Source organism: Streptococcus pseudopneumoniae ATCC BAA-960 = CCUG 49455 (genome assembly GCF_002087075.1).
In the GTDB taxonomy this organism is placed as follows: Bacteria; Bacillota; Bacilli; order Lactobacillales; family Streptococcaceae; genus Streptococcus; species Streptococcus pseudopneumoniae.
On sequence record NZ_MWSM01000013.1, the window covers coordinates 68,831 to 95,219 of the forward strand.

The window sequence follows — 26,389 nt, forward strand, 5'->3', positions numbered from 1 at the left end:
AAAACTTAATCTGTCAAGATATTTTTAGAAAAAATTTGAAATTTCTTTCACATATAAAAATCTGCTGAGTTTCAACAACTCAACAGACTTTTACTTTATTCTTCTATGGTAGAATGCTTATAGCCATAAGTGAAGTAAATAATACTTCCTACTAACAAGGCAACTAGGAAAGCAATCCAAGTTTCCATATTATACTGTAACATAAAGGATAAACAAATGATGATTGATAAAATCGGTAACAGGGGTACCAAGGGTGTTTTAAATTCCCCAGCTTTTGGCATCCCTTTTTCTTTCCGTAAGCGAATCAGGCCGTAAGCCAGCATGATTAAGTAGGCCAAGGTACAAATGTTTAAGAAGGCTGCAATACTAGCTAGCGGGAAGATTCCTGCTGCTACTGCTGAAGCTAGACCTGTTAAAATAGTAGCATTCTTTGGTACCTTGCTAGTCTTCGTTAGTTCTTTAAAGGCGGCAGGCATTAAGCCATCGCGCGCTAAACTGTAAATCATACGCGATAGGGCATAGGTCATCGAGATACAAACTGTAATCAAGGTCAAGATAGCCACTAATGACACATAGTTGGCTGCCCAACTGATCCCAACGCTACGAAGGGCAAAGGCAACGGCATCATTGACATTTAAATGACTATAGTGAACCACACCAGTCAAAACAAGCGTCACCAAGGCATAGAGAATGGTTACGATAGAAAGCGATAAGACAATCCCTCTAGGAATATTTTTTTGAGGAGTCTTGACCTCATCTACAGCCATAGAGATGGATTCAAATCCCAAAAAACCGAAGAACATCAAGGAGGCACCAGCCATAATACCAGTACTAGCACCATAGATTTGTCCAAAACCATAAGGAGCAAAATTACTCCAATTATCAAGTTTGATATGCCAAATTCCTACTAAAACAAAGAGAGCTAAAGCCGAGAATTTCAAAATAACTAGAATAGAATTAAAGCGTAAGGCTGCTTTAGCATTGAGTAAAACAAGCGAGGTCACCAAGACCAAGACAAGAATAGGCAATAAATCAACAAATGTCCCTGCTTGAGGATTAAAGGTACCATTTAAAGGCTGAGGAAGGGCTATCCCGTATTGAGAGAGCAAGCCTTTAAAATAAGCTGCCCAACCCGAAGCTACGCCTGATATGGCTGTCATGAACTCCATCATGGTTAACCAACCAGCCAACCAGGCTGGGAATTCTCCTAAAATAGCATAGAGATAACTGTAGGCACCACCTGTAGCAGGTACTCGTGAAGCAAATTCTGCAAAAAAGAGGGCTGATAATCCCACACACAAGGCAGAAATGACGATTGAAATCACTAGGGCTGGACCAGCAAGTGTGGCAGCTGCAGTACCTGTAATTGTAAAGATGCCTGTCCCTACCATGGCTCCGATACCCAGCAAAATCAAATCCCATAACTTCAAATGCCTGTGCATCTCCGTTTTATCCAAACTTACATTCTTTGTTCTAAATATATTCATATTTCTTCTCCAAATAAAATGATGATTCTATTTTACCATAAATATAGGAGATTTGTGACTATTTATAAAATATTTTTCTAAAAAAAAAATCTGACTACATCTTGTAATCAGATTTTTATCGATTCTAGTTCATTTCTTTAAATGCTGCTTCTGCATCCGCATTACTGATAGCACCAAATTGAATCTTTCCAATCTTTCCTTGACTATCAATTAGGTATTCTGTAGGAATGCTTCGAATTTGATAAGCTTGGAAGGTTGTTGCTTTAGTATCATAAAGAACTGGGATATCTTTATATCCTTGTTCTTGGAACCATTGTGGGAATTGATTAACAGTTTTTTCACCTTGAATTCCTGGTGCAATGACAGTAAGAATTTCAAAATCGCGATCTGGTTTTGCAGCTAATTCCATCAACTCAGGCATACTTTTCTTACATGGACCACACCAGGAAGCCCAAAACTTCAAGTAAACCTTTTTACCCTTAAAATCAGATAACTTGACTTCTTTACCATCCATGGATTGCAAGGTGAAGTCTGGAGCATCTTTCCCAACAGCAATTTGCTGTACAGGCGTTTCTTGTTTTGGCTGTTGTGGGGCTTGAGTTTTTTTAGTTTCTTCCTCACCACAGGCTATCAATACAACTAATGACAAGAGACTTAAGCCAGCAAACATTACTTTTTTCATCATTTTCTCCTTTATTCAAAAATTCCAGCTAGAACATTTACTTGTCCTAATAGTAACAAAATTCCCATTAAAATAATGAGGAAACCACCAATTTTCTTCATTAGCATCATATGACGTTTGATTTTACTAAAATAAGGCATGACTAGACCTGAAGCTAGAGCCAAGACCAAGAAAGGAAGAGCCATCCCCAGAGTGTAAATAAGAGTATAGATAGCACCTTGCCAAGCTCCATTGCCTCCAGAAGCCGCAAGCGCTAAAACAGAACTTAAAACTGGACCAATACAAGGCGTCCAACCAAAGCTAAAGGTAATACCGAGTAAAAAGGCTGACCAATAACGATTGGCTTCTGATTTCTTAAAAGTAAAGCTTTTTTGAACCTCTAATTTCTTAAAATGAAAAATTTCCATCTGGTGAAGTCCCAAAATGATAATAATTGTTCCCATAACATATCGAAACCAATTTGCATAGAGAATATGACCAAAGTAACCAGCACCAAAGCCTAGAATAAAGAAAATGAGTGAAATACCTGCGATAAAGCAAAGTGTTCGAATCAAGCCTGACCAGAGAACCTTTCTCCCAAATAAAGAAAAGATTTTTGCGCTTTCCTGATCATCCAATAAAATCCCAGCATAGACTGGCAGAAGAGGAAAAATACAGGGAGAAAAGAAGGACAAGACCCCTGCTAAAAAAACGGAAATTGAAAATACTATCGTTTCCAATAAAGAACCAACTTTCTTAAGATTTCTAATCCTATTTTACTATATTCAATTTCATTTGTATGCTTTCTGCTACGCAAAATCGTATCGGGCACTACTGGACCAATCTTTTCTTTTGCTAGTCAAGGCGGATCTTATCCCCCAAAATAGCCAAAAAGCAACGACAAGGGTTACTCGTCGCTGCTTTTGTGAACGAAAATGTCTTTTAGATCTGACATTTCATAAATCAAGTTTTACTTGAGTTTGGCAAGGATTACTTTAAGCTCCTCTACTAGTTTAGCTTCTGTCTCTGCTGAGCCATTTTCCTCTTTCACGAAATCAAGGGTTTCTTGGAGAAGGTTTTGGGCTTTAGCAAGGACTTTTTTATCTACTTTTTCTGCATCTAGCTGTCCAAGAACTTTTGTCAATTCCGTGCTTAATTGCTGGATTTCTGACTCTTTCTTACGGCGAACCAACCAGAAGGCAATCACACCTAGAAGGGCGAGTAGACCGACTACAATCACTCCTGCTGGAACTGAGTTTGTTTCAGTCATCTTATCTGAATCCTTACTATCTTCCGTTCCTTGTTTGGCATCTTTCTTGTCCTGTGCAGGCTTGCTGTCGCTAGCATTTGCTTTCACATCTTTGAGAGAGTCCAAGGCAGCCTTCACAGACTCTACTGCAGTACGTAGACCTTGCTCTGTCAAGGCACTATCTTCCAGAGCTTTTTGAGCATCTAGGAGGACCGCCTTGGCTGCATCGATTTTCGGATTAGATACTGTTGCCAAAGCTTTCAAGCGTTGGTCTAACTCTTGAGTCAAGGCACGAAGTTCAGACTTGTCAACTTGCTCTTGAGCTGGAGCTTGCGTGCTCGTTGAGCTAACTGAAGGACTTGCTGCCGCTCTAGGTGCTTGAGTCGGAGCTGGAGCAGGACTTGCAGGTTGACCCGAAGCAGTTGGTTGAGACGGTTGTGGAGCTGGCTCAGATGGAGCTGTTGGAGTCTCAGTAGCTCCTTGGTCTGGCTGAGTAGGAGTAGATGGTTGCGATGTTACGTTATACGAATCGGGAATTGGATAATATCGTTTTGATGGCAAGCTGACTGGTGTTGAAGAAGCACTAACTTCACTATTACCATGTTTAGCTGTCGCACTTACTTGAGTTCCTGCACTAGCCGCATTATGGGAAATTGTAACAACACCACTTACTCCATCAATGCTGACACCTGATTTTGTTGGTGTTAGGCTCCAGCTTGACCCTGATTTCGTAGCTACAACTTTGTCGCTTCCAATGCTAATTTCTACATGGTCTGCATTCGCACTTGGTGTTACCGTTACATTGGCATTCGCTTCGCTAGAGGCAACTGTTGGTTTTTCAGGTGTTGCTTCTTTAGCTACTGGTGCTGTCGCTCTTCTTTCATCACTAAACCAGGAACCACGTTCTCGTGGATTACCATCGTTTACGTTATTATTTACTTCGATAACAGTGAGTGCTCTAAATTTATCTGTTCCTATCTTATTAACTCCAGACTTATAATCAGACTGGGTAATAGTAATTTGGCGTGCAGAACCATCCCCATCATTATTAGGAGATATATCTTTAGAGGCAAGTATATTATAACCTTCCGGATAAGCTAATCCATCCGTACTCCCTCCATAATTAGAAATATCCGAACCTCCGGTTACCAAATATACTTTCATCTTTGCGCCATTAGGTAATTTAGGAACATAAGGAATTGTCACATCAATATTAGGTTTTTCATTAGCTTTACCTGCTAAGCTCGGGACACTTGCATCTGTACTATCATTTGGTGTATTAATAGTCGGCTTCTGAAAAGGGAGATAGTATCCAAATTGTGTCGTCTGACTACCGCTTGAAGTAGTTACTGTTACATTCAATAAATACTGACCCCTGCGCGGAGTAATTCCGTCGAAAGTCAAAGATGCTTCACTCCCATTGACAGAAGATTCGACCTTTAACCCCATGTTTTCATGACCAGTTACAGATATGCTAGTAATTTTCTCATGATTTGATTTAGCACTAATTTTCAAAATATTACCAAATACTCTATCTCCACCTGGTACTACTAGTATATTAGAAACTTCTATTTGTTTACGTACTGCATTCCATCTCCCAATTGTTAATCCTGCTATATTCCGTCTTTTTCTTACATGAACTCCTCTTTCCTCAGAATTTTCCTCACTATCATTTTTTGACATCATCACTTGATTACCATCTAGTAACTTGTGAGCTTTTTCGACAAGTTCTCCAGAAATCTTTCCGTCGTCTGAAAGTCCTAACTTTTCGTTGATAGTATCTGCTAAGTTTTTAAAAGCTGCTGCCGACTCAGGATTGGATTCTTTCAATCTTTTAGATGCATCTATCAATTTATCATATAACTGATCCCCATCTTCTTCTTGAGATTGATCTATCTTATCTTCTCTATTAGCTTCTTCTTTGATAATTGAGGATTTTTCTTCCAACTCTGGTTGTACTTCTTTTTTATCTTTTTCTACCTCGGACACAGTAGATAATTCACCAGATACAGGTTTAACTACACCATCAACTTTTTCATCACCTTTATTCTCTACTGTTGACTTAGCTTTTCCTTCACTATCTTTAGATGAAGTTCCTGGCTCTTTTTTTCTCTGTCTCTTGAGTGTTTGGTTTAGCTCCTTCTTGTTCTACGTTAAGATTTTGATTGCTTGTATCTGATGGCGGTAAGACAGATGGATTCCCAGTGTTGCCATTTCCATCCTGACTGACCACTTCTGTATTTACTTCCGCCGCCTGGACTTCTGTCGCTGGATTAGCTATAAAAAAGACAGACCCTAGCAAGACTGAGACTGCTCCAATTGAAAACTTGCGTATAGAAAAGCGTTGACGCTCATTCATTTTAAACTGTTTCATAGTTTTTCCTTTCTTTCTACCCTGTCTTTGCTCCTCTAGCCATGTTCATGCAGGCATCAACTCGCAATAAAAACAGGAAAACATGACCTTTTTTCATCTTAAACAAATGACAAAAAGGCCCATTGTCTACTAATACTTCATTATATCAACTTAGTTCCCTTCCTTCAACCTCACTTTGTTTTAGAAAATCGATGATTATATATATATATATATTTCTTATTTTAAAGGATTTAGAGGCTCCTTATTTGTAAATTTAGTATATTTTTCGTTATTTTCAGAAATTTTAAATTTATATGACATTCAAAAGAAGCTGTTCGTCTTGCTATCTATCGCCAGCAAGAACTATCCTAGACTCAGCAAATAAAAAAACAGGCTCTCCGAAAAATGGCTCTATAATATTTGTAGTGGGTAAATCCCCTATAGATATTATGGAGCCTATTTTGTGTAGAAAAAAAGTCCCATATGACCTATAATGAAAAGCGACAAAACAACTCATTAGAAAGAATCATACGGAACAATTACATTTTATCACAAAACTACTCGATATCAAAGACCCTAATATCCAATTTATGGATATCATTAATAAGGATACATACAAGGAACTCATCGCCAAACTAGACTATGAAGCTCCATCTTGTCCTGAGTGCGGAAGTCAAATGAAGAAATATGACTTTCAAAAACCTTCTAAAATTCCTTATCTTGAAACGACTGGTATGCCTACTAGAATTCTACTTAGAAAGCGTCGTTTCAAGTGCTATCATTGTTCTAAAATGATGGTCGCTGAAACTTCTATCGTCAAGAAAAATGACCAAATCCCTCGTATTATCAATCAAAAAATTGCGCAAAAGTTGATTGAAAAGACTTCTATGACCGATATTGCCCATCAGCTGGCCATTTCAACTTCAACTGTCATTCGAAAGCTCAATGACTTCCACTTTGAGTGTAATGTTAGAAATCTGCCTGAGATTATGTCTTGGGACGTTGAAACAGTCCGGGGAGTGACTGTTTCAATCGGGAGATGGAGATGAGTTTCATTGCGCAAGATTTTGATAAGCTCAATATCATCACTGTTCTTGAAGGTAGAACACAAGCCGTCATTCGAGATCACTTTCTTAAATATGATAGGGTCGTCCGATGTCGAGTGAAAATTATTACTATGGATATGTTTAGTCCTTATTATGACTTAGCTAGGCAACTTTTTCCAAACGCTAAAATCGTTCTGGATCGCTTTCACATTGTGCAACATCTTAGCCGTGCTATGAGTCGTGTGCGTGTCCAAATCATGAACCAATTCGATAGAAAATCCCATGAATACAAGGCTATTAAACGCTACTGGAAACTCATTCAACAGGATAGTCGTAAACTCAGCGATAAACGTTTTTATCGCCCTACTTTTCGTATGCACTTAACCAATAAAGAGATTCTTGACAAGCTTTTGAGCTATTCAGAAGACTTGAAACACCACTACAATCTCTATCAGCTCTTACTTTTTCACTTCCAGAACAAGGAGCCAGACAAATTTTTCGAACTTATTGAGGACAATCTAAAGCAGGTTCATCCTCTTTTTCAGACTGTCTTTAAAACCTTTCTAAAGGATAAAGAAAAGATTGTCAATGCCCTTCAACTACACTATTCTAACGCAAAATTGGAAGCCACTAATAATCTCATTAAGCTTATCAAACGAAATGCCTTTGGATTTCGGAACTTTGAAAACTTCAAAAAACGGATTTTTATCGCTCTGAACATCAAAAAAGAAAGGACGAAATTTGTCCTTTCTCGAGCTTAGCTGACTTCAACCCACTACAGTTGACAAAGAGCCAGAATACTTACCTATCATGGGAGGAACAACCGTTCCTCTTTTTTATTACTAAAATTCAAAGAATTCCAATGCTTTTTTCAAGAGCAAATCCGTATATTCTGGATCTTCTTGGGCTACTTCTATTTCCCGCTGAACTTTTTCCAAATCATCTGTAATCACTCCATCTACTCCTAAGTGAAGAGATTTGCTGATAGCTTCTGAATCATTGACAGTCCAGACATAAAGTTTCTGATCCGTTGTCCATAGTTTGCTTACAAAATATTCATCCAAGGTTGAGTACTCCATAGTATATCCTGTCGCTCTTGTTTTAGGAAAGACAGAATTGTAGGGCATGATGAAATAAACTGGCAGTTCGGCATCATACTGTCTTACTTTTTCGACAACATGGTAGTCTAAAGACTGGATTTGATGTCCATAAATCTTGAGCTTTGCAGCATAACGGGCTAAAAAGTGGTTCATCATGTCTGGACTATCTTTTTTACTGGTTTTAATTTCAATTAGTAATTTTTGACCAAGTTCGTTGGCTCGACTGAGATAATCTTCAAAGCTTGAAATTTTAGTCTGGTAGCCATTTTCAAAAATATCAATCCCTTTAAGCTCCTCCAAGTTTAAGTCTTGAGGACTTTTATTGATACCTGCTAGATTTTTCAAGTTAGCATCATGCATCATGACAAACTGCCCATCTTTTGTTTCCTGCACGTCCGTCTCCACCAAGTCTGGTTTGAGTTGTGCTGTAGTTTCCAAGGACTCTACTGTATTTTGAATCCCATTTGCATTGGAAACCCCTCGGTGAGAAATAAGTTGAGGTAGATGAACCATGGGAGCCTCCAGATAAATATAACCTTCTAAGGCAAAGAAAAGACTGGCACAAGTCATGACACCCCATCGCACGATGTGATCTTTTTCTCTCCTAGGAAGCATATCCAGCTCCTTTCCTGTCAAAAATGAAACAAATTTAACCAAAAAATAAGTCAGAGCCATATAATAGAGATTTTTAATCATGACAAAATTCAAAATACCAAGAATCAGAGACTCTCTCTGAGTGATATCATCTACCAAAGTTTGAGCCAATAATAAAGGAATCAAAGGAAGATAAAATAATAAATGTGCTTTGAGCAAGATGTAAAATAAATTCCAAGCATAAAAAGTAACTCTCTTCTTGGTTTTCTCCAAGCTAAACATCACTGCTTCTCGAACAGTCAGCTGATCATATACAATCTTCGGAAGGGCAAACATCAATCTGACAGAGACATAGAGAAAGATAAGAGATAGAAGTAGGATGCTCAGCCACCACATCCAATATCTATCTTCTAAATAAGCTTGGATAAACTCTGGAATGACGATTTTATTAAGATAATAAATCTTCAGCATTTTCCGTATAAAAGGAAACAGCATAGCTATATAGAAAAAGATAAACAAGGCTTTAGCGCAAGTTAGCTTTTTCATAAATCCAAAACTTTCATGGAAAACCTTGCGGATATACTCAATTAGCCTTCGCTTTTCATTATAGAGGAGATGACGAGCACCAATAAAGAGGAGTCCTATTTGAAAATAAGCAACCAGAAGGTTAATTACAATCAAGGCTAAAAAAGCTAGACTAATCAATGGAGAATGAGTAAGGATGGCTAAGACATTGTTATAGGAAATAAAAAGATAACCTGTCTGATCTAATAAGAAGCTAGCCAACCATGAATTGAATGGTACCCACAAATACTCCACTATCATAAAAATCAAGAAAAATAGAAAGAGGATTTTATCAAGATTGAGGTAAATCTGTTTAAGACCCAATTTTTTAGGTTTTTCAGGTTTCATAGGCACTCCTAGTCAAATAATTGAGACAAGTCCAAGCCACCAAAAGGATTGTTTGATAAGCTACTTTCTGTCTCTAACAATTCCCTAGCTTGATCCGACTCTAAGAAGGATTCGTAAACACGCGCCGTCATCCGAGCATCCTCTAAACTATTATGAGACTGACCTTGAAATCCAAGAAATGAGGCAACAGTTTGCAATTTGAGATTGGCAATACCATGTAAATCTGAACTCCGACGTTCAAAAGCTTCATCATACAAATCCACCTTGTACTGTTGGCTATAGTCTAAACCATGCTCTGCTAAAATAGGTAAATCACTTTTAGCAGCATTGTAGCCTATCATCAGCAAAGAACCCACAAACTCTTGGAATTCTTCTAAGACTTTCTCAACTGGAGGAGCATCTTTTAAGGTCTCAGCTGTAATCCCGGTCAAACCATTGATAAAGCTTTTTAGAGGGACGCTGGTATGAACATAGGAATCATAGGCATCGATTTCCCGACCATCTCTAAAACGCACTGCCGATACTTGAATCAAGTGTGTTTGTCCTTCGTGCTGATTAAATTCTAAATCAAAAGCAATGTAATCTTCTAATCGTTCCATTCTGTACCTCTCCTCTACTGTCTCTGTTCTAATCAACTATACTATTCACAAACAAAAGAAGCCATCAGGTTAGCATTTAACCTAAACAGCTCCTTGATTATCCTCCAAATAAACGAGCAAAAAAGCCTTTTTTAGTGGATTGGACTTCTTCTTTTGCTTGGTCCAGCTCTAGCTTAAGATTTTCTTGATCCTTCATGGCTTGAAGGGTCAATTGTTGTTGCTGATCTAATTGTTTGTCTTTCTCAGCAATCTGACGGTCTTTGATACGCATCTGCTCGTCTTTTTCTGATAACTGACGATCCTTGGCTTTTAATTGTTCATAAAGACGAAGAATTTCTGCATTCTTCTCATCCACTAGAATCTCCATCAGTTCACGTTGTTTGACATCTTCACTGACAGGCTCATCTTCAAAAATCGTTTTTTTATAGATTTCTTCTAGCTTAATCAAGCCACTTCTGGTAACAACTGTTACCCCTTTGTCATTTTTATCTGTGTCTTCTTCTGGTAATTCTTTGACACGGTTATTGATTGCTTGGCGAGATAATCCTAAGACCTCTGCAATCTCACTGACGGTCATTTCAATACTCATAATATCCTCTGAAACGTTTTCTAGCTTTTCTTTACTTAAATCTTATCATAAGCTAGAAAAACTGTCAAATTTCCGCTTAATCTAAAGCCTTCAAAAAGGTCAACAAGACTTGGGCAGAGCGACGTCCAGCTTCGATAATAAACTCATCAAAAAAGATGTTTGCTTCATGGTTGGCATTGTCACTCATAGCTCTGATGACTAAGACTGGGAGATTGAGGGCATGCGCTGCTTGAGCAATAGCTGCCCCCTCCATCTCCACGGCTAAAACTTCTGGGAAATGGGACTTAATCGCTTCTATCTTGTCATTTCCTGCAACAAAACTATCTCCTGTAGCAATCAAACCAAGATGCCAGTTTTGGTCCAATTGAGATAAACTCTCTTGGATTTGAGCAACAAAGGTTTTGTCTGATTCGAAATAAAGCGGTTGTTGCGCCATTTGTCCATAAGCATAGCCAAAAGCTGTGACATCCACGTCATGATAGGCTAATTTGTCAGCAATCACGACATCCCCAACAGCGATACCTTCTGCTACTGCCCCAGCTGAACCCGTGTTAATCAAAGCATCCACTTGAAAATGATCAGCCAAAATCGCCACACTCATAGCAGACATGACCTTACCAATTCCACTCTCTACAAGAACGACTTCATGAGAAGCAATGGTGCCTTTATGATAGGTATTTCCTAAGACAACTTGCTCTTGGGCATTTTCTAAATGCTGGACCAAATAAGCTAGTTCTTCTGGCATAGCTGCAATAATTCCTATTTTCATTTCAATTCCTTTTCTATTACAAAAGTTTCATTGCTAAGACAAGCAAAATCAAGAGAAAGATGACTGCAAATAAAATCTTATTCAACTTAGAATTGAAGACATTTCTCTTGGTATTTTCAATGCGACGACTTTTATGAATAGATGGTTCAACCTGAATCTTCAAGGTTTCCTGACTAAAGCCATGTCCCTTAGGATTGGCATAACCAAAACGGGAAGAAGAGGTTGGTAAAATCTTAGTCTCCTCATTATCATCTAGCAAAGGAGGACCTGAAATTTTTTCGCCTCTATTAGCTCTTTCAATCATTTCATCCGTTAATAAAGGTTTACCCATACTGACCTCCTCTATTTTTTGTGCAATTCCCAATATTGTACAGCCATAATTGTCTTGGCATCACAGATATGACCTGATTGGATCAATTCCTTGGCTTCTTCTAAGCTCACTTCAAGGACTTCCAAGGTCTCATCCTCATCCTGCGGACGCGGATTTTCCACTTTTGTCAAATCACTGGCTAGGTATAGTTTTAACTTTTCATTACAAAAGCCAATGGCTGAGTAAAAATCATATAAGAGTTCTAATTTCCCTGTATAGGCTGTTTCTTCCTCTAATTCACGAAGAGCAGCTGCTACAGGGTCTGTATTTTCTCCTACTTCTAATTTTCCGGCTGGAATTTCGTAAGAGACAGCCTCGATGGCCTTGCGGTACTGCTTGACCAAGATAAGTTTTTGTTCATCTGTTACAGCTAAAACGCAGACAGCTCCATTGTGGAAAATCAAATCCCGTTGGGCAGTTCCCTTGCCTTCTGGTAATTCAACCTGATCTTGGACCAGTTTAAATATTGGTCCTTGATAGATTTCTTTTCGGCTAAGCGTTTTTTCTTCAAATTCCATGATAGGCTCCTACTGATTATTAGGATGATGAGGAAGACGTGTTGCATATTCGTCTTTGTTGACCTGATGTCCGCGACCAATAGCAATCGCATCTGCTGGCACGTCTTTGGTAATAGTTGAACCAGCACCAACGAGGGAATTGTCTCCAAGTTCTACTGGCGCAATAATGGTTGAATTTGATCCAACAAAGACATTGTTGCCAATGACTGTCTTGTATTTGTTTTTACCATCATAGTTGACTGTAATGGTTCCTGCACCGAAATTAACCTTGCTTCCCACTTCACAGTTTCCGATATAAGTCAAATGACCAGCCTTAGTATTCTCACCGATTGAAGAACCTTTCACCTCAACAAAGTTACCAATATGAACTTGGGCACCCAGACTTGAACCTGGACGAATGTGGGCATAAGGACCGACTGTCACACCGTCTGCAACACTACTTTCCTCAATCATAGAATTGGTAATAATCGCTCTTGCTCCGATAGTGCTATTCACTACATAAGTACCATTTGTCAAAACAGTCTCAGCACCAATTTTCGTTTGCCCCTTCAAGGTAACATTGGCTTCGATTTGAACTTCAGGCGCAATCTCAACATCAATATCAATATAAGTTGCCTCTGGATTGACAAAGCTAACACCGTTGACCATGTGTTTATGATTGATACGACGACGCATGACTGACTCAGCAGTCGCAAGAGCCACACGGTCATTTACACCAAGACTTTCATCAAAATCTTTCAAAGTATAAGCACCAACTTTTTCACCGGCTTCACGGAAAATGCCAATGACATCTGTGATATAGTATTCTCCTTGAGCATTGTTGGTATTGATATTTTTCAAAGCCTCAAACAAACGTTCGTTGTCAAAAACGTATGTTCCAGTGTTGATTTCCTTGATTTGTTTTTCAAAATCTGTGGCATCCTTTTGCTCAACAATACGAAGAACCTCAGCATTGTCATTACGTACAATTCGTCCATAGCCAAAAGGATTATCCGTTTCAGCAGTCAAGATAGTGGCCACATTTTTATGATTGATGTGGAAATCAATCAAGTTTTTCAAACTTTCACCAGTGATTAAAGGAGTATCTCCTGCAATGACCAAGGTGTGACCGGACAAACCTTCTAAGATTGGCTCTGTCATCATAACTGCATGGCCTGTCCCTAACTGTTCAGATTGAGTCACAAATTCTGTCTGTCCAGCCAAGACCTCCTCAACCAATTCTGCCTTGTGTCCTACAACTGTTACTGTCTTTTCAGGTTGGATAGCTCCCACACTACGGAAAACATGTTCCAGCATAGAAATACCCGCAACCTTGTGCAACACTTTTGGCAAATCAGATTTCATGCGAGTCCCTTTACCCGCTGCTAAAATAATGGCAAAATTTGACATAATCTTCTCTTTTCTGTAGAAATTCCCTTTTATTATACCATATTTCAAATCATTCCGCGCCCTTGAATGAAAAAATGCTCCAAAGTCCTTTCCTTAACCCATTTTTTTTGATTTTTTTTCATTTTTAAGGTAAAATTATGAGATATGAGAAAACAAATTCATCCACTTATTTTATTTGGTTTTTTTGGGATTATGATGTTCATTTTAATCATCAATCGCCCACTTAATGACAACCAATCCTTTAAAACAAAATCCAATATAGCACAGATTGAAGCACAGGCTTTGAAACACTTAGACAAACCGATTATTGACCTCTCTGGCTGGCAGCGTCCTGAGGAAATCAACTACGATGCCCTCTCACAAAATATTTCAGGTGCTATTGTTCGTGTTCACAGTGGTGCTCAAACGACAAAAGAAAATGATGCTTCATTTATCAATGGAATAGACAAGGCCTATAAGAGTCATATCACTGAACTTCAAAAGCGGAATGTCCCAGTTGCTGTCTACGCTTATGTAGCTGGAAAAAGTGTCCAAGAAATGGAAAAGGCTGCCGAAGTTTTCTACAATGCTGCCTCTCCTTACAGCCCTAGTTACTATTGGCTTGACGTGGAAGACAAAACCATGTCTAATATGAACGAAGGTGTCGAAAACTTTCGAGCAAAACTAGCATCACTAGGTGCTAAAAACATCGGCATCTACGTTGGTGTCTACTTCATGGAAGAACACAGTATTGATACAGGCAAGTTTACCTCTGTTTGGATTCCGTCCTACGGCTCAGACTCAGGATTTTTGGAGAGCAGTCCTAAAACTGATTTAGATTATGATATTCACCAATACACATCTAAAGGAAAAATTGCCGGCTTTGACCACGATTTAGATATCAACGTTATCTCTCCCTTAAAAAATAAAGAAGAAACCTTTCGAAAGCTTTTTTTAAAACCTTAAAAGCATTTGTTTAGCATTTGCTTTTTCTTTTTGTGTCTGATTGTGATACAATATAGTAAGGATTTTTTGAAATAGAAATAGTTGGAGGAACTATATGCTCTCATGGTTAGCACGCGTTATTAAAGGGATTGTAATTGCTCTTGGATTTATCCTACCGGGAATTTCCGGAGGGGTTCTAGCAGCAATCTTAGGCATTTACGAACGGATGATTGGCTTTCTTGCCCATCCTTTTAAATACTTTAAAGAAAATGTTTTGTACTTTATTCCAGTTGCCATCGGTATGCTTCTGGGAATCGGCTTATTTTCCTACCCGATTGAATACCTGCTTGAAAATTATCAGGTCTTTGTATTATGGAGCTTTGCGGGAGCTATTATCGGTACAGTTCCTAGCCTCCTCAAAGAATCAACTCGAGAATCTGACCGAGACAAGATTGATTTAGCTTGGTTATGGACAACCTTTATCATTTCTGGATTAGGACTCTATGCCTTAAATTTTGTCGTTGGAACCTTAAGCGCCAGCTTTCTTAACTTCGTCCTAGCAGGCGCACTATTGGCCCTTGGCGTCTTGGTTCCTGGCCTCAGCCCATCAAATTTACTTTTGATTTTGGGACTCTATGCTCCTATGTTGACTGGTTTTAAAACTTTTGATCTCTTGGGAACCTTCTTTCCGATTGGAATTGGTGCAGGTGCAACTCTCATCGTTTTTTCAAAATTGATGGATTATGCCTTAAACAACTACCACTCACGCGTCTATCATTTCATCATCGGTATCGTCCTATCAAGTACCCTTTTGATCTTAATTCCAAATGCAGGAAACGCTGAAAGTATCCAATACACTGGCCTTTCTCTTGTTGGGTATGTCATCATCGCCTTCTTCTTTGCGCTGGGAATCTGGCTTGGTATTTGGATGAGCCAATTGGAGGATAAGTATAAATAATGGCAAAAAAAGTAAAAATCAAAAAAACATTGGTGGAACAAATCCTGTCGAAAGCAGGCATCCCACATCAGGGGATTCAAATCAATGCCCTGGAAGGAGAGCTGCCTCAAGGTTATGAACGAGATCAGATTTTCAAAACCTTGGCTCTTTTAGGAGACAAGACAGGACCGATTATTGGAATTGTCCCTATCACTCAACACCTGTCGGAAAAGAAACTAGCCAAAATTTCTGGCAATAAAAAAGTGAGCATGATTCCACAAAAGGACTTGGAAAAAACAACTGGTTACATTCATGGAGCTAATAATCCTGTCGGAATTCGTCAGAAACACAATTACCCCATTTTTATAGATAAAATCGCCCTAGGTTTGGATCAAATGATTGTCTCTGCAGGCGAAGTTGGTCACAGCATTATCGTCGCGCCACAAGACTTGGCTAACTTTGTAAAAGCCGACTTTGTAGATATTTTGGAGGACAGCAAGTAATGAAACTCTACTTTGTCCGCCACGGTCGTACCGTCTGGAACCAAGAAGGGCGTTTTCAAGGTGCTAGTGGAGATTCTCCCCTTCTTCCTGAATCCATTGAAACCCTAAAACAACTTGGCCAATATCTCAAGGAAATTCCTTTTGATCAGATTTATTCAAGTGATTTACCTCGAGCTGTCAAATCTGCTGAAATTATCCAAAGTCAACTCCAGACACCCTGTCCTTTAGAAAGTGTTCCGAATCTCCGTGAATGGCAGCTAGGTAAATTAGAAGGTTTGAAAATTGCAACCTTGGAAGCTATTTACCCGCAACAAATCCAGGCTTTCCGTACTAATCTTGCTCAATTTGACACTCAAATGTTTGGAGCCGAATCCCTCTATAGCACCACGCAACGGACAATCCAATTTATCAAATCATTAAAAGATAGTCCAGCTGAGCGTATTCTGATTGTCGGGCATGGCGCTAATCTTACTGCCAGTATTCGTACTCTTCTAGGTTATAAAGAACCACTTCTTCGTAAAGATGGCGGTCTAGCAAATGTCAGCCTGACCATTCTAGAAACCCATGATTTTGAAACATTCACTCTTGATACTTGGAATGATACTTCTTATCAATCATAATTATAGCCTAGTCTTCTGGAGATATAGTCAGTTGAAACAAAAATAAGACAAAAGAGACTCGTAAAAAGGTATTGCAACTTGCCAATACCTTTTTGATATGAACACATGTCTTCTCAATAGAATTGTAGAGCAAAATGAAATATGAACTGAATAAATTGATTTGAGAATTTAAATCAATTTATAAGAATGTTTTAGAAGCAGTGATGTACTAGTTCAGATTCACTTTTCTATACTAATACTCTTCGAAAATCTCTTCAAACCGCGTCAACGTCGCCTTGCCGTACTCAAGTACAACCTGCGACTAGTTTCCTAGTTTGCTCTTTGATTTTCATTGAGTATAAGATGAGTAGGGAGGAAGAGGTAAAAGTTTATGCCCAAACTCTTCACATAAGAACTCTAGCTTACCCATTCTATGGAATCTTGCATTATCCATTAAAACTTCCAACTCATACTCTTCTAAAATCTATTCAAACCACGTCAGCTTCACATTATATATGTTGGTGACCTCATAAGACTTATCTGCAACCTCAAAGCTGTTCTTTGAGCAGCCTACAGCTAGCTTCCTAGTTTAATCTTTGCTTTTCACTGAGTATTAAGTTAAAAAATGGGGCTAGTCAAAAAGTCTTTAAAATCAAAAAACGCATAATATCAGGTATTGAAAACCTTGTACTATGCGTTTTATTGTGGGAAGATTTACTTCATTTTTTCCTGAAGTCGAGTTTTTTCCCTGACTTATTGATTTGGACTATTCGTTTGATGTACTACTGCTTGAGCTTGAATCTCCACCACCGATATATTGGGTAAAGATATTTTGGAAGGCTTGGTCCTTAACCTTGATATTGACTGCTTGCAATTCTTTTCCGATAATGCTTTGAACAAATGTTGAATCATTTTGTTTTTGAGTCAAGATAACAGTTTTTAATTTTTCTTTGTAGTCATCAATATTAGATGATTTTTCTGTTTTCTTAATGAGTTTTACAATGTAATATTGGCTACTGTAGGCTTGTGTGCCAGTTGCTGTAATCACATCAGAAACGCCGTTTACATCTAAAGCGAAAGCGGCTTTCTTGACTTGCTCAGGTACTTCCGTTGAAGCAGAATCAAAGGTAATTTCTCCACCATTTTCTTTTGTTTTTTCATCAGTTGAGTTATCTTTGGCTAATTGAGCAAAATCAGCACCTTCTGCCTTGGCTTTTTCGAGAACTTCTTTGGCCTTGTCTTCATTGTCCAAACGGATGATTTGAGCCGTTACATCTGGAGTGTATTCGTCAAAGGCCTTCTTGTAAGCATCATCTGTCAATTCAGCTTCTGCTGCCTTCTTAACTGCCAACTCAACTAATTTACTTGTACGAATTTGAGCTTTACGTGTTTCAAGAGTCATACCTGCTTGTGACAAGACACGTTGGTAGTTTTCACCATATTGTTTTTCTTCTTCGGCAATAGTATCATCAACCTCTTTATCATCAAGCTCTGAGCCATATTGTTTTTCAAAAACTTTTTGGATGGTCATATTTAACAAGACTTGTTGGGCTGAAGGGTTGCTTTTCACTTGCTCATAAAATTGATGTTCTGTGATGACATCCCCTTTCATGCTGATAAGGTCTGCCCCTTCTGAACCTTTCGAACAAGCTGCTAAAGTTGCTACTGATAATAGTGTAATGGCACCTGCCAATAGTTTTTTCTTCATGTCTACTCCTTTGAGATAAGTGTTACTCTATCTATTTTACTATATTTTCTTAAATTTTTCTGAAAATCATTCGCTGTCAGGCAATTGAACATCTGCTACATTTTTACGAAGCATGAGAATGCCGTCCCCCAGAGGTACTAATGTTGCGGTGAGTCCTGGATTGTCTAAGGTTGCATCAAATAGTCTTTGAAGTCCTCGATAAATGGTTCGCTGGCCACGACGAACTTCCATAATGTCCTTGGCAACATCACCACCTTGAAAAATATCATCCAAGACAACCACACCTCCAACTTCCAAATGTTTGAGGATTTCTGGCAGAAAGACGATGTATTTAGACTTGGCAGAATCCATAAAGACGAAATCATAAGACTCTGTCAGTGTAGATAAGACGTCTACCGCATCTCCCTCTAGGAGAGTGATTTGCTTGCGACTGTCAAACTGGGCAAAATTTTCCTTGGCAAAACCAATCATTTCTGGATTACGGTCAATGGTTGTAATCTTAGCATTTGGCGCATGCTCTGCCATCAAGAGAGCTGAAAAACCGATAGCCGTCCCAATTTCCAGAATGTTTTTAGGTTGCATGGTTTCCATGAGAAACCTGAAATAAACAACCGTTTCATGGGGAATAATGGGAATATTTTCCTTGCGGGCAAAGTCTTCCAATTCTTTCAAGGAACCTGTGACTTGCTTTTGACGCTGACGCATCAAGTCTACAATTTCTTCCTTGACGACAGGGCGACGCATGTTATGGTTGGCATTTTTACTATACGATTCAACCATCTTACGCCAATCCCAATTTTTCAACAAGGGCTTCAAACTCATTCAAACGACGTTCAAAGACTGCAAAGGCATCGTTGAGATAGTCTTCCTTCTCCATATCAACGCCAGCTTTTCTCATGACATTAAGTGGATAGTCAGATTTACCTGCCTTGAGGTAGTCGATATAGCGGTCACGGTCTTCTTGACTACCATGGACAATTTTTTCAGCCAAGGCTGAGGCCGCCGCAAAGCCTGTTGAATATTGGTATACATAGTAGTTATAGTAGAAGTGTGGAATCCGAGCCCACTCGTATTGGATTTCCGGATTGTCTTCCTTACTCAAACCATAATACTCTTGGTTCAAGTCAGCATAGAGTTTATTTAAGAAATCGCTTGTCAAGACTTCACCATTTTGATCCGCTTGGTGAATCGCGTGTTCAAACTCAGCAAATTGAGTTTGGCGGAAAACTGTCCCACGGAAACCGTCTAGGAAGTTATTGAGAATAGCAAAGCGCGTTGCATCGTCTTCCACTTCTTCCAATAATTTCTCCGTCAAGATATTTTCATTGGTCGTTGAGGCAATCTCAGCCAAGAAGATCGAATAATCTCCGTAAACATAAGGTTGCGTTTCACGAGTATAGCTTGAATGCATACTGTGACCTGTTTCATGAACAAGAGTAAAGAGATTGTCCAGATTGTCCTGCCAGTTAAGAAGCATAAAGGCATTGGTATCGTAAGAACCACCAGAATAGGCACCTGAACGCTTTCCTTGGTTTTCGTAAACATCAATCCAACGCTCGCTGAAGGCACGTTTAACACGGCTCAAGTAATCCTCACCCAAGACTGCCAAGGCATCTTCTGCTTTTCTCAAGGCTTCTTGGTAGGTAAAACTATATTCAACAGATGAAAGTGGTGTGTAGACATCGTACATCTTGAGATCTGAAATTCCCAAGATTTTTGAACGAAGTTCAAGGTAACGATGCAAGAGTGGCAAATGCTTGCGAACTGCTGCTACCAAATTGTCATAAACATTTTCTGGAACAAAATTAGCCGCTAGGGCTGCATGACGAGCGCTCTTGTAGTTGCGAACTTTAGCACGATAGTTTTGCACCTTAACATTGGTTTGCAAGGTTTTAGCATAGGTGTGTTGGAATTGTTCGTAAGTCGCATAAAGGGCTTGATAGGCCCCACGGCGAATCTCACGATTTTTAGACTCCATCAAACGTGTGTAGGTCCCATGAGATAGCTGAACTTCCTTACCATCATCGTCGAGGACATAAGGGAACACAATATCCGCATTGTCCAAAATAGCGAAGGTTTCGCTTGCTGAACCAAAGATTTCTCCAGCTCCAGCTAATAATTCTTCTTCGCGTTGTGAAAGAACATGATCCTTTCCTTGCAAAAGCTTGTCAAAATAGTGTTGATAAACCTGCAATTTTGGTTGAGACTCTAAAAAGTCAGCATACTGCTTTTCACTAATTTCCATAAATTCAGGATCATAGAATGAAAAGGCTTGGTCTAGCTGACTATAGAGTGTCATTGCTTTGGCATAGTACTCTTGATACTTAGCTTCACGTGTATCCTGATCATTCTTCATATGAGCATAAACGTAAAGCTTCTCCATCTGGCGTTCCATTTCAAGAGAAAATTCAGTAATTTCGAGTAGGCTATCCGCACTATCCAAGAGATGGCCTTCATACTGGGCTACTGTCTCCAGCTGTTCTGTTAAATCTTTTAAGGCTTCTTCCCAAGCCTGGTCAGTTGGGTAGATCGTTGATAGATCCCATGTATCTTTTTCATTTATTTCGTTTCTTTGTAATACCATTAGATTCCTCCATCCTTTCTATTCTACCATATTTTTCAAGAAATATTGCTGATAAAAGGCTGGTGGATAAAGCTTTTGCCAATCATTTTGAGGATTTTCTTGGTAATAGATTTGAAAATACTGATAATAGCTGGTCAAATCCTTCTCAATTTGGCAAAAATCACCTACTAGTGGTCGAATTTGTGGATACCATTCTTTCAGCCCATAAGTCAGGACATTTTCTCCCTTTTGATAGGCTTCTGCTTGTTCTTTCATCCAAATGGGATTTTGATAGTACAGTTGTTGCCGGATATAACAACAGATGTCCTTATCCTCAGAAACTGTAAAATGAGATATTTTTTGTTTCTTATAGGGAAAACGTAATATCTCCAGTAGACTACCTTGACCACAGGGAAATTCCTTGATTTGATAATGGAGTTTACCTCGAAGATCCTGGTGTATGAGATATTTAAGCCTTAAAATCTGCTTTCCCTTGTCTACTTCCCAAACATAAAAGCCCATGTTTTGACTAAAATAGAGAAAACCTTGTTGCAGACGAGTCAAACGCTCCTTGAGCCAAAGTTTTTCTCCCAGTAGCCACAGTACTTGGTAACCCTGGCTACGATAACCCTCACTGCGCTCTTTAAGAACTTTTTGTGGCAAGGGACTACATTGAACCTCTAAAGCTAGATTGCCATTTACAAACACATCCGCAATCTGTTTAAGTTCTGGAAGCAGGTATTCTAATTGAACCTCTGAATCTTTTTTCAACCAGTGATAAAGTGATTCCTTATTGGCCAGATGTTCTGAACTTTCATTTTCAGAGGAATAATCACAGTCTTTTAAGGATTTATGGGCAAAATGGGTCCGTACACTTGGTCCTTGACGCAAACGAAGCTGACCTCCACAAGCTGGGCAGGTGTATGCTTGCTTCTCAAGCTTATCCTCTAACACATTTACCAATTTTCCCCTAGCATCTCTCGCAACAAACATGATTTCCCTCCTTTTCTATATTATTCGTAAAAAAGAAAAAAGATCAGGAAAATTCCTAATCTTCATTCATTTTTATTTGATTTTCTTGGCTAGCATGGTCGCAAAGCGTAGTTGAATACGATTGCCATTTTCATCGCGACGGTGCAAATGGCCTGGATTTTCATTGTACTTAACCAATTCCCAATCCTTGTAATAGTCTGCCAATTCCCCTTCTTTAAAGGTGAATGGGAAGTTCACTGAGCAAGGATAATCCTCCGTGTCCATAGCACAAACGATAAGATTATAGCCACCAACACTGGTTTTATCCTGCATATTTTGAATAATAGCTGGAATGCAGTCTGCTTGTAGAAACATGAGAACAACAGTTGATACGATAAAATCATATTCTTGCCCAATGCTAGCTGAATTGATATCGTAAAGACCAACAGTCATGTCCAGATCTTCTTGCTCCACAATACTTTGCAAGATTTCAAGGGTCAGGTCATTTTGATCTACAGCCGTCACATCAAAACCTTGCTGGGCTAGAAAAAGAGAATTGCGCCCCTGACCACAACCCAAATCCAAAGCTTTCCCTGGTTTTACTGTCTGCATGGCCTCTAGAACCTCTGAATGAACCGGATTGGTATTGTATTTTTTAGGGAAATAATCCTCAGGTTTACAATAAAATTCCAAATACCATTCCACATCGTCTGTTACAGCCTCCACTCGATGCCAGGCTTGAGGTTGTGCCATGGGATTGTCGGCTCCTGCTTCAAAGAGGTGCTCAGCTAGAACCTCACCATCCTCTCTCAATTCAATAAACTTGAGGGCTCCCTTCAAGACAGTAATTTTCCCCCAAGTCCCAACCTTGGTATTGTGTTTCTGCTGAACAGCCTCTGGCATGGTTTCTTTAGTCCACAAAGGCATGCGTTTATAGGCAACTAGTTTTTCCATCTTCATTCCTCTTTTTATCGCTGGTTGACTGCTTTCATCACGCGCGCAATATCACGATTCTGCTCACGACGTTTGATAGACTCCCGTTTGTCATAGTCATGCTTCCCTTTAGCTAGACCTAAAAGGAGCTTGGCATAACCATCTTTGATATAGACCTTAAGGGGAACTAAGGTCATACCTGTTCCTTTGGTCTCTTGTTCCAACTTTTGTATTTGCTTTTTATGGAGTAAGAGTTTGCGACGGCGTTCTGGTTCCTGGTTCCAGATATTGCCCTCTTCGTAAGGAGCGATATGAACATTGCTCAACCAGACCTCCCCATTTTTTACTTGGGCAAAGCCATCCTTGAGATTGATTCGAGCAGCTCGCACACTCTTGATTTCAGTCCCAGTCAGGACCATCCCTGCCTCTAGCGTATCTACGATTGTATAGTCGTGGCGCGCCTTTTTATTTTGTGCGACGACCTTTCCCTCGCCCTTTGCCATGCTTGGCTCCTTTCTTAGCTACTTCCTTATAAAAAGGTTTCTTTCCTTTTTTCTTCTTGTCTTTTTGTGAATGCTTGCGCTTATCATTTGAGCGTCCTGATTTTCTTTTGTCTTCCTTCTTATCTGAACGACGACTGGAACCACGTCCTCTTTCATTACGACTAGACTGTTTCAAGCCTTTTTCAATCACATCAAACTCACTTGGGATATAAGAAAAGTCAATTTCACCTGTCATCTTATCCGCTCTTTCAACTCGGATACGGATTTGCTGACCTACACGGAAGGTTGTTCCTGATTTCTCCCCACGAAGGGTCAAATCCCGTTCGTTGAAATGGTAGAACTCAGGTAAATTGGTGATGTGAATCAAGCCTTCAACTGTGTTTGGCAATTCAACAAAGAGACCAAATTTGACAATACTTGATACAACCGCATCGTACTCTTCGCCCACGTATTCTTCCATATACTCAGCCTTTTTCATGGCTTCGACTTCTCGCTCAGCCTCAATGGCACGACGTTCACGGTTGGAAGACTGGGTCGCAATCTCTGGAATCACTTGCTCAAAATGCTCTGCTATTTCCTTAGAACGGCCGTAATCACGAATCATACGGTGAACAAGAAGGTCTGGATAACGACGAATCGGACTAGTAAAGTGAGTATAATAGTCAGCCGCAAGTCCATAATGCCCGTGATTATACTCCGAATAACGAGCCTGCTGCATGGAGCGAAGAAGCATCATGGACAATACATCTGCATAAGGTTCCCCCTCAACTGCTCGCATAATATCTTGAAGTGCCTCTTGACTCATTTCACTAGCAGTCCCATAGATTCGAATACCGAAACTCGAAGCATAATCAATAAACTTCTGAACCTTTTCAGCCTTAGGCTCCTCGTGAATTCGATAGATAAAAGGTAGGTCCAGCTTGCTGAAATGCTCGGCAACTGTTTCATTGGCCATCAACATAAAAGACTCAATCATCCGCTCGGCAACACCACGCTGACGAAGAACGATATCAACAGGCTTACCTTGTTTATCCACTAAAATCTTGGCTTCATTGGTATCGAGATTGAGGGCTCCACGTTTCACACGCATGTTTTCTAGCCTTTCGTGAAGTTTGGCCATAAGTTCGATACTAGGAACAATTTTCTGATACTCTTGTCTCTTTTCCTCGTCGCTTGCTAGGATATCATTGACATCGCTATAGGTCATCCGATAGCTTGTCTTGATAACCGTTTGTGTGATGGTGTAGTTGACTACACGACCATGTTTATCGATCTCCATAATAGCAGACTGGGTCAGACGGTCAACTTGGGGATTGAGAGAACAGATGCCATTTGATAGTCGTTCTGGAAGCATTGGAACCACACGGTCAGTCACATAGACAGAAGTTGCGCGGTTAAGAGCTTCCTTATCAAGGGCAGACCCCTCGGTCACATAGTAGGAAACATCTGCGATGTGAACACCAAGCTCCAGATTTCCATTTTTCAAGGCCTTGATATGCACCGCATCGTCCAAGTCCTTGGCGTCAGCACCATCGATGGTAAAGATAATCTCATCTCTTAGATCCAGACGACCTTCCGTATCCTTTTTAGACGGAGCATCAGGCACACTTTCTGCTTCCTTGACAACAGCTTCTGGAAACTCGGATACAATGTCCATTGATTCCAAGACCTCAAGAACATCAATTCCGACATCTGTTGAGTGTCCCACCACATCGAGAACACTCGCGACAAAGAAATCATGTTTCTTGCTTGGGTATTTATCGATAAAGACCTTGAGAACTTCTGTTCCCTCCAGTTTAAGGGCTGGTTTCTTAACATAGATGGGTTGGCTGATTTTCTGATTTTTCGAACGGATATAGCCTGCATACTTAGGTTTTTCCTGATCCAGAACGATTTGACCTACAACAGTTGTCAAACTGTGTTCTAAGATATCAATAATTTTTGCTTCTGCTGCTGTTCCCTTATTGCGGTCAGCGACTTTCTTAATCACTACCTCAACGGTATCACCATCAATAGCATAGTTGACATCGTTTTTTCCTACAAAAAGGTCGTCCTCCTCGCCTTCCAGACTAACAAAGCCAAAGCCATTTTTATGGGCATGAAAAATCCCCTTGAGGGTAATCTCATGTTTTTTCTTAATTTCTAATGTCAGACTACCATCTTCTTCAAAGCGTATCTGATGCTTTCTTTCCATTAGGGACAAGGTTTTAATCAACTCACGAAAATCCTTGGAACTATCTTTTCCCAAAGCCTGAGCCAAATCATTAACAGTCACCTTTCCCTTATCTTGTAAATATTCTTTTATTCTATCTTTCATATTTTCTTTCTAGATTTTTTAATTTTCTTTTACTGTAAAACCTTCTCAAACATCCTTTCATACTCAATAAAAATCAAAGAGCAAACTAAAAAGCTAGCCGCAGGTTGCTCAAAACACCGTTTTGAGGTTGTGAATAGAACTGACGAAGTCAGCTCAAAATACTGTTTTGAGATTGCAGATGAAAGCTGACGTGGTTTGAAGAGATTTTTGAAGAATATAAAAACAAAAAGAGGCAAAGACCTAGTCCTGCCCATTATTTTCTTATCTACTTGATAATACCGTCAATGCTAAGGCAATGGCTAGCCAGAAAAAGACTAAAATCCCTGTCAAACGCTGCATCACAGCTTCGAAACCGCGTGCTTTACTGCGTTCAAACAAATCACCTGAGCTGGCATCAAATACATTGCTGGATTGGTTTTTAGTTGGTTGCATGAAAATCGCAATCACAATCACAACAGATAATACTAATAAAATGGTTAATAATAGGTTATACATATCAAACTCCTTACAATCCCTATTATTTTACCATAAAATCTACTTAGATTCAAGATGTAGGGTTACTTTTCTTTCCTTGGGACAATACTTTAAAACCTCAATCTTGTCTGGATGGGTTTTTGAATTTTTACTGGTTAGGTAATTGATACTGCCACAAGAGGAGCATTTGAGATTAATTTTTACTCGCACTAGATTTCCTTTACTTTTATTAGACTTCCTGCAAAACTAGAATCCTAGTTCATGATTGATAATGCCAGCAATCAAATTCATTCGTAAGCCGAAGCGTTTACGATGATTTC

The 26,389-nt window shown here is 39.4% G+C and carries 26 protein-coding genes and 2 pseudogenes; 5 read left to right on the forward strand and 23 right to left on the reverse strand.

All coding sequences use genetic code 11. The features are described from left to right. Positions 1 to 95: 95 nt before the first annotated feature. The 6 genes and pseudogenes from B4W83_RS03570 to B4W83_RS03600 form a co-directional block, all read right to left on the reverse strand. Entirely contained in the window at positions 96 to 1,487 is a 1,392-nt protein-coding gene (locus B4W83_RS03570; RefSeq protein ID WP_001020307.1) for an APC family permease, read from the reverse strand. Between the two features lie 124 nt (positions 1,488 to 1,611). Then, positions 1,612 to 2,169: a thiol-disulfide oxidoreductase-associated lipoprotein SdbB gene (sdbB, locus tag B4W83_RS03575; protein WP_000757366.1), complete on the reverse strand. Its 558-nt coding sequence runs from the start codon at positions 2,167 to 2,169 to the stop codon at positions 1,612 to 1,614. A gap of 11 nt (positions 2,170 to 2,180) precedes the next feature. Continuing rightward, positions 2,181 to 2,888: a thiol-disulfide oxidoreductase-associated membrane protein CcdA2 gene (ccdA2, locus tag B4W83_RS03580; RefSeq protein WP_000447997.1), complete on the reverse strand. Its 708-nt coding sequence runs from the start codon at positions 2,886 to 2,888 to the stop codon at positions 2,181 to 2,183. A 230-nt stretch (positions 2,889 to 3,118) separates the two neighbouring features. Next, positions 3,119 to 3,535 (reverse strand): EGFR-like transmembrane domain-containing protein, encoded by a 417-nt coding sequence (locus B4W83_RS03590; protein WP_025170644.1) that lies wholly within the window; start codon positions 3,533 to 3,535, stop codon positions 3,119 to 3,121. A 27-nt stretch (positions 3,536 to 3,562) separates the two neighbouring features. Next, positions 3,563 to 3,766 (reverse strand): annotated as a pseudogene (locus B4W83_RS03595) (hypothetical protein); the annotation flags it as partial. Between the two features lie 1,714 nt (positions 3,767 to 5,480). Beyond that, complete coding sequence (locus B4W83_RS03600) at positions 5,481 to 5,771, reverse strand: YSIRK-type signal peptide-containing protein (RefSeq protein WP_007284790.1); 291 nt, start codon at positions 5,769 to 5,771, stop codon at positions 5,481 to 5,483. 569 nt (positions 5,772 to 6,340) lie between these two features. On the opposite strand from B4W83_RS03600, the gene B4W83_RS03605 reads away from it, so the two are divergent. Further along, positions 6,341 to 7,557 (forward strand): ISL3 family transposase gene (locus B4W83_RS03605; RefSeq protein ID WP_413470457.1). Its coding sequence is split into 2 segments (ribosomal slippage): positions 6,341 to 6,791 and positions 6,791 to 7,557, totalling 1,218 coding nucleotides; the frame shifts between segments, so codons are not numbered across the junction. Between the two features lie 81 nt (positions 7,558 to 7,638). Here the strand turns inward: B4W83_RS03605 and B4W83_RS03610 are convergent. The 7 genes from B4W83_RS03610 to glmU all read right to left on the reverse strand — a co-directional run bounded on the left by B4W83_RS03610 (position 7,639) and on the right by glmU (position 13,636). Then, on the reverse strand, positions 7,639 to 9,402 hold the full coding sequence (locus tag B4W83_RS03610; RefSeq protein WP_000801725.1) for a glycerophosphoryl diester phosphodiesterase membrane domain-containing protein: 1,764 nt from the start codon (positions 9,400 to 9,402) through the stop codon (positions 7,639 to 7,641). Positions 9,403 to 9,410: 8 nt separating this feature from the next. Continuing rightward, positions 9,411 to 10,001 (reverse strand): 3'-5' exonuclease, encoded by a 591-nt coding sequence (locus B4W83_RS03615; protein WP_000440254.1) that lies wholly within the window; start codon positions 9,999 to 10,001, stop codon positions 9,411 to 9,413. A gap of 97 nt (positions 10,002 to 10,098) precedes the next feature. After that, entirely contained in the window at positions 10,099 to 10,590 is a 492-nt protein-coding gene (rocS, locus tag B4W83_RS03620) for a chromosome segregation protein RocS (RefSeq protein ID WP_000021242.1), read from the reverse strand. Positions 10,591 to 10,666: 76 nt separating this feature from the next. After that, positions 10,667 to 11,359, reverse strand: a complete 693-nt coding sequence (locus B4W83_RS03625) for a 5'-methylthioadenosine/adenosylhomocysteine nucleosidase (RefSeq protein ID WP_000689794.1) — start codon at positions 11,357 to 11,359, stop codon at positions 10,667 to 10,669. Between the two features lie 16 nt (positions 11,360 to 11,375). After that, positions 11,376 to 11,690, reverse strand: coding sequence for a cell wall synthase accessory phosphoprotein MacP (macP, locus tag B4W83_RS03630; RefSeq protein WP_000517867.1), 315 nt, complete (start codon positions 11,688 to 11,690; stop codon positions 11,376 to 11,378). Positions 11,691 to 11,701: 11 nt separating this feature from the next. After that, complete coding sequence (locus B4W83_RS03635; protein ID WP_000393816.1) at positions 11,702 to 12,247, reverse strand: NUDIX hydrolase; 546 nt, start codon at positions 12,245 to 12,247, stop codon at positions 11,702 to 11,704. A gap of 9 nt (positions 12,248 to 12,256) precedes the next feature. Beyond that, the gene (gene glmU, locus B4W83_RS03640) at positions 12,257 to 13,636 is read right to left on the reverse strand and encodes a bifunctional UDP-N-acetylglucosamine diphosphorylase/glucosamine-1-phosphate N-acetyltransferase GlmU (RefSeq protein WP_000064397.1); all 1,380 of its coding nucleotides are present in this window, start codon (positions 13,634 to 13,636) and stop codon (positions 12,257 to 12,259) included. A 144-nt stretch (positions 13,637 to 13,780) separates the two neighbouring features. On the opposite strand from glmU, the gene B4W83_RS03645 reads away from it, so the two are divergent. From B4W83_RS03645 to B4W83_RS03660, 4 genes are all read left to right on the forward strand, one after another. Further along, positions 13,781 to 14,581, forward strand: coding sequence for a GH25 family lysozyme (locus tag B4W83_RS03645; protein WP_001231218.1), 801 nt, complete (start codon positions 13,781 to 13,783; stop codon positions 14,579 to 14,581). 94 nt (positions 14,582 to 14,675) lie between these two features. Continuing rightward, the gene (locus tag B4W83_RS03650) at positions 14,676 to 15,518 is read left to right on the forward strand and encodes a DUF368 domain-containing protein (protein ID WP_000954125.1); all 843 of its coding nucleotides are present in this window, start codon (positions 14,676 to 14,678) and stop codon (positions 15,516 to 15,518) included. Then, positions 15,518 to 16,000: an aminoacyl-tRNA deacylase gene (locus B4W83_RS03655; RefSeq protein WP_001085899.1), complete on the forward strand. Its 483-nt coding sequence runs from the start codon at positions 15,518 to 15,520 to the stop codon at positions 15,998 to 16,000. The genes B4W83_RS03650 and B4W83_RS03655 overlap by 1 nt, the downstream gene beginning before the upstream one ends. Further along, on the forward strand, positions 16,000 to 16,620 hold the full coding sequence (locus B4W83_RS03660; protein ID WP_000780833.1) for a histidine phosphatase family protein: 621 nt from the start codon (positions 16,000 to 16,002) through the stop codon (positions 16,618 to 16,620). Before B4W83_RS03655 ends, B4W83_RS03660 begins: the two co-directional genes overlap by 1 nt. Positions 16,621 to 16,963: 343 nt before the next feature. Here the strand turns inward: B4W83_RS03660 and B4W83_RS03665 are convergent. The 10 genes and pseudogenes from B4W83_RS03665 to rpmG all read right to left on the reverse strand — a co-directional run. Continuing rightward, positions 16,964 to 17,059 (reverse strand): annotated as a pseudogene (locus B4W83_RS03665) (IS630 family transposase); the annotation flags it as partial. Positions 17,060 to 17,365: 306 nt separating this feature from the next. Then, positions 17,366 to 18,307 (reverse strand): peptidylprolyl isomerase PrsA, encoded by a 942-nt coding sequence (prsA, locus tag B4W83_RS03670; RefSeq protein ID WP_000727950.1) that lies wholly within the window; start codon positions 18,305 to 18,307, stop codon positions 17,366 to 17,368. Between the two features lie 66 nt (positions 18,308 to 18,373). Continuing rightward, complete coding sequence (locus B4W83_RS03675) at positions 18,374 to 19,087, reverse strand: O-methyltransferase (protein WP_007285038.1); 714 nt, start codon at positions 19,085 to 19,087, stop codon at positions 18,374 to 18,376. Position 19,088: 1 nt separating this feature from the next. Then, positions 19,089 to 20,891, reverse strand: a complete 1,803-nt coding sequence (gene pepF / locus B4W83_RS03680) for an oligoendopeptidase F (RefSeq protein ID WP_000244148.1) — start codon at positions 20,889 to 20,891, stop codon at positions 19,089 to 19,091. Between the two features lie 18 nt (positions 20,892 to 20,909). Further along, positions 20,910 to 21,863: a competence protein CoiA gene (locus tag B4W83_RS03685; RefSeq protein WP_000495916.1), complete on the reverse strand. Its 954-nt coding sequence runs from the start codon at positions 21,861 to 21,863 to the stop codon at positions 20,910 to 20,912. Between the two features lie 72 nt (positions 21,864 to 21,935). Then, positions 21,936 to 22,796, reverse strand: a complete 861-nt coding sequence (gene tehB, locus B4W83_RS03690; protein WP_000413774.1) for an SAM-dependent methyltransferase TehB — start codon at positions 22,794 to 22,796, stop codon at positions 21,936 to 21,938. Between the two features lie 14 nt (positions 22,797 to 22,810). After that, on the reverse strand, positions 22,811 to 23,278 hold the full coding sequence (smpB, locus tag B4W83_RS03695) for an SsrA-binding protein SmpB (RefSeq protein WP_001051750.1): 468 nt from the start codon (positions 23,276 to 23,278) through the stop codon (positions 22,811 to 22,813). Beyond that, positions 23,241 to 25,595 carry a ribonuclease R gene (gene rnr, locus B4W83_RS03700; protein WP_000654906.1) on the reverse strand — a complete coding sequence of 785 codons (2,355 nt, stop codon included), beginning with the start codon at positions 25,593 to 25,595 and terminating at the stop codon, positions 23,241 to 23,243. Before rnr ends, smpB begins: the two co-directional genes overlap by 38 nt. Positions 25,596 to 25,856: 261 nt before the next feature. Then, positions 25,857 to 26,090, reverse strand: a complete 234-nt coding sequence (gene secG, locus B4W83_RS03705) for a preprotein translocase subunit SecG (RefSeq protein WP_000282517.1) — start codon at positions 26,088 to 26,090, stop codon at positions 25,857 to 25,859. A 39-nt stretch (positions 26,091 to 26,129) separates the two neighbouring features. Further along, entirely contained in the window at positions 26,130 to 26,279 is a 150-nt protein-coding gene (gene rpmG / locus B4W83_RS03710; RefSeq protein WP_001809104.1) for a 50S ribosomal protein L33, read from the reverse strand. Positions 26,280 to 26,389 lie beyond the last annotated feature (110 nt).